Origin of the sequence: Streptomyces alkaliphilus, from assembly GCF_014141535.1 — a bacterium.
Lineage (GTDB): Bacteria > Actinomycetota > Actinomycetes > Streptomycetales > Streptomycetaceae > Streptomyces > Streptomyces alkaliphilus.
The window spans coordinates 1-4,086 of record NZ_VKHT01000449.1; the positions used below are offsets into that span (position 1 = coordinate 1).

Sequence of the window (4,086 nt, forward strand, 5' to 3'; positions counted from 1 at the left end):
CCCCCGCCCCCGCGCAGGATCACGACGTGATCGGCCAACTCACCCACCACATCGGCGTCGTGGCTGAGCAGGAGCACACCGATGTCCCGGTCGAGCACCGCACGCAACTCCTCCACCACCCGGCGGGTGGTCAGCGGGTCCTGTCCCGTGGTGGGTTCGTCCGCGATCAGTACCGGCGCCCCGGCGAGCAGGGCCTGGGCGAGCACCACCCGTTGTTGCTGTCCGCCGGACCGTTGTTGCTGTCCGCCGGAGAGTTGGTGGGGAAAGCGGCGTGCCACACGATCGGGGTCGGGGAGCCGGGCCGCGCGCAGCGCCTCGCGGACCCGAGCCACCCGCTCGGCGCGGGTTCCGCCGGTGAGCCGGGCGATGTCGTTCAGCAGCGCGCCGGAACGTCGGGCGGGGTTGAGCGCGGCGGCGGGGTTCTGGGGGATGTAGGCGGCACGGCCCTCGACCACGACGGTCCCCTCCACCCGGGCACCGGCCGGGTACTCCCCCAGCAACGCCAGGGCGGTGGTGCTCTTGCCACTGCCCGAGGGGCCCACCAGCGCGGTGCACCGGCCGGCGTGCACGGTCAGGGAGACCCCGTCCACCAGCACCCGATCACCCACCGCGACCCGCAGATCCTCCACCCGTGCCACGGTCCGGGTCATCGGGGTCCTCCCTTCCGAACGGCCCTGCGCGCCAACGCGGCGTCGAACAGGAGGTTGGTTCCGGTGGTGAGCGCCACGATGAGCAGCGCAGGAACCACCACGGCCCACGGTTGGATGAACAGGCCCGTGCGGTTGCGGTCCACCATGACCGCCCAGTCCGCGGCGTCGGGGGTGATCCCCACGCCGAGGAAGGCCGCGGTGGCCACCAGGTACAGCGCACCGGTCAGCCTGACCCCGGCGTCGGCGGTCAGCACGCGTGTGATGGAACGCCCGACATAACCGACCGCCATCCGCCACCAGCTCTCGCCCTGCATGCGCATCGCCTCCACCGCCGGCCGGGAGGCGGCGTCGGCCGCGCAGGCACGGACGATGCGCAGCGCGTCGGGGACGTTGATCAGGGCCACGATGAGCGCCAGGCCGGCCGGCCCCGGGGAGAAGAGGGTGGCGACGATGAGCAGCAACAACAGGGAGGGGATCGCCAACAGGACGTCCCAGGGACGCATCAGGCCCTCCTCCACCCACGGCCGGTGGGTGAGGGCGGCCGCCAGACCGATCGGCAGCGCGATCACATAGGCCAGCGCCGTGGCCACCAGAGCGGTCACCACCACCGAACGCCCGCCGAGCAGCACCTGCCGCCACACGTCGCGGCCGATGAAGTCGGTGCCCAACCAGTGACCGTCCCCGAGGGTGAAGGAGACCCCCCGCGGCCCCGGTTCGCCCACGAACCAGGGACCGAGGAGAGCCAGCAGGAGGGGCACCGCGATCAGCGCCCCGCCCAGCACCGCCTGCCCCCGGGAACGGCGGGCCGGCACCGGCCGGAGCTCGGGTGGGGATGTCTTCACGCGGCCACCTCCAGCCTCGGGGCGAAGCGGTGCGCCACCAGGTCGGCACCCAGGTTGAGCAGAACGGTCACGGTCCCGAAGAGCACGGCCAGGCCCTGGATGACGGGGATGTCCCGGGCGGCCACCGCGTCCATCAGGACGGTGCCCAGTCCGGGAACCACGAACAGGGTCTCCACCACGATGACCCCGCCCAGCAGCCAGTCGGCGGTGCGCGCCACCTGCTGAGCCGCCGGGGCGGCGGCGTGCGGCAGGGCGTGGGTCCAGCGGACACGGACGGCGGAGACGCCGTACCGGCGGGCCTGCGCCACGTGGCCGGAGGCCATGGCCTCGATCATGCCCGCCCGCACCAACCGACTGATCGAGCACACCGGCCGGGCCAGCAACACCATCACCGGGAGGACCAGCACGAGAGGGGTGACCAACGGGTCGGTCCCGTACCCGATGGCGGTGGGCGGAAGCCAACCGAGCCACAGCGCGAACACCACGGTCAGCAGCACACCGAGGGCGAACTCGGGCACCGCGTACAGGCCGAGGGTGGCGGTGCTGATCAATCGGTCGACCGGGCCGCCCTCGCGGCGGGCGGCGAGCACCCCGAGCCCGACCGCGAGGGGAACCAGGACCACCAGGGTGACGCCTGCCAGGAGCAGGGTCGGACCGAACCCGGCCGCCAGGTACTCGGTGACCGGGCGGCCGGTCACCAGGGAGACGCCGGGGTCGCCCCGCAGGAGGCCGCCCACCCACTCCACGAAACGCTCGCCCGCGGGGCGGTCCAACCCCATGAGCTCCCGCACCCGCTCGATGCGTTCGGGGTCGGGCTGGTCCCCGGCGAACGCGACGGCCGCGTCGCCGGGGAGCGCCTCGGTGAGCGCGAAGACCAGCAGCAGCAACCCGGCGATCTGCAGCACGCCCAGGAGCAGCCGGCGCCGCACCCACGCCCGGCGATCGCTCACGCCATCCACACCCGGTCGAAGCGGGCCCAGTCGAGGGTGTTGGCGGGGGCATCCTCGGAGACGCCGCGCACGTTCGGTGCGGTGGCCACGATCCAGTCGGCGAAGCCCCAGATCAGGAAGCCGCCCTCGGCGTGCAGGCGGCGCTGCATCCGCTCGTACAGCGCGGTCCGCTCGGTCTCGTCCCGGGTGGACTGGGCCTGCTGGTAGAGGTCGTCGAAGTCCTCGTGACGCCATTGGGTGGCGTTGGTGGGGGAATCGGTGAGCAGCCGCTGGGCGACGTGCGACTCGATGGGCATCGAACCGGAGCGGGTGGAGGACATGACACCGGAGTCCAGGGTGTCGCTCCAGTAGGTGTCGGCGTTGCCGATCCGCACCTCGACGGTCACCCCCGCCGCCGCGGCCTGCTCCCGGAAGATCTCCGCGGCCTCGACGAAGCCGGTGGCCACGGGCGAGGTGTCGAGGGTGACGGTCAGTCCGTCGCCGTACCCGGCCTCGCGCAGCAACTCGGTGGCGCGCTCGATGTCCCGTTCGCGCTGCGGGATGCCATCGGCGTAGTACAGGTACCCCTTGCCGAAGAGGTCGTTGCCGATCTCCCCCGCGCCGGAGAGGGCGCCGTCGATCAGTTCCCGCCGGTCCGGGATGAGGAAGAACGCCTCCCGCACGCGGGGGTCGTCGAAGGGGGCCCGGTCCGTCTTCAGGACGAACCCCTGCATGGCGCTGTTGGGCAGGCTCACGATCCGGACCCGGTCGCCGTCCCGGTGGGCGCGGGCGGTGGCGGGGTCGAGCTCGTGGGCGTACTCCACCTGCCCGCCGAGGAGGGCGTTGATCCGCGCCGACTCCTCGTCGGCCACGACGATCTCCAGCTCCTCCAGGTGGGGGGCGCCCTCCCAGTGGTCCTCGAAGCGTTCCACGAGCAGGGAGCGACCGGGGGTGAAGGAGACGAACCGGAAGGGTCCGGAGCCCACCGGTTCGGTGAAGTCGTCGGCACCGTCGGGGACGATGTACGCCCCGAAGGCGGCGAGGACGTTGGGGAACTCGGCGTAGGGGCGCTTGAGTCGGAACTCCACGGTCCGCTCGTCCACCGCGCGACTGTCCTCGAGGTCGATGGGTTCCAGGGAGGAGCGGGCGCGGAAGGCGGCGTCGGGATCGGCGATGCGCCGGTAGCTGTACAGCACGTCCTCGGCGGTGACGGGGGTTCCGTCGTGCCAGTGGGCCTCGCGGAGGGTGATGGTCCACAGGTCCAGCCCCTCGTTGCTCTCCCAACCCTCGGCGAGGCGGGGTTGGGGGGACATGTCGGAGCCGAAGTCGGCGAGCTTGTCGAAGAGCGTCTTGGCCCGGGCGGCGTCGGCGAAGAGATTGGTCAGGTGGGGGTCGAGGGTTTCGTTGGCCCCGCCCCCGGCGAAGGCGGCGCGCAGTCTGCCGCCGGGGCGGGGTTTCCCGTCGCCTTCTCCGTCGGCGGGCCGAGGGGTGTCGTTCGAGCCCCCGCAGCCGGGCAGCGCGAGGGCCGCGGCGGTCGCGCCGCCGACGGCGAGGACGGTTCGGCGCCCGGGTCGGGTGGAGCGGGGCGAGCCGGTGCCGGCGGGGAGGCCGCGCAGATCGTGGTTCATCTTCCTCGTTCTCTCTCGGGTTCTCTCTCGGGAGTGG

Annotated in this window: 4 protein-coding genes; all 4 read right to left on the minus strand. The window is 72.7% G+C overall.

Annotated elements, in window-relative coordinates:
- On the minus strand, positions 1–650 hold a 650-nt coding region (locus tag FNQ90_RS14750; protein ID WP_182606802.1), incomplete at its 3' end, for an ATP-binding cassette domain-containing protein.
- On the minus strand, positions 647–1,462 hold the full coding sequence (locus FNQ90_RS14755; protein WP_182606805.1) for an ABC transporter permease: 816 nt from the start codon (positions 1,460–1,462) through the stop codon (positions 647–649). The genes FNQ90_RS14755 and FNQ90_RS14750, both read right to left, overlap by 4 nt.
- Positions 1,463–1,488: 26 nt before the next feature.
- Positions 1,489–2,442 carry an ABC transporter permease gene (locus tag FNQ90_RS14760; RefSeq protein ID WP_182606803.1) on the minus strand — a complete coding sequence of 318 codons (954 nt, stop codon included), beginning with the start codon at positions 2,440–2,442 and terminating at the stop codon, positions 1,489–1,491.
- Positions 2,439–4,049 carry an ABC transporter substrate-binding protein gene (locus tag FNQ90_RS27435; RefSeq protein WP_182606804.1) on the minus strand — a complete coding sequence of 537 codons (1,611 nt, stop codon included), beginning with the start codon at positions 4,047–4,049 and terminating at the stop codon, positions 2,439–2,441. Before FNQ90_RS27435 ends, FNQ90_RS14760 begins: the two co-directional genes overlap by 4 nt.
- Between the last annotated feature and the right edge of the window lie 37 nt (positions 4,050–4,086).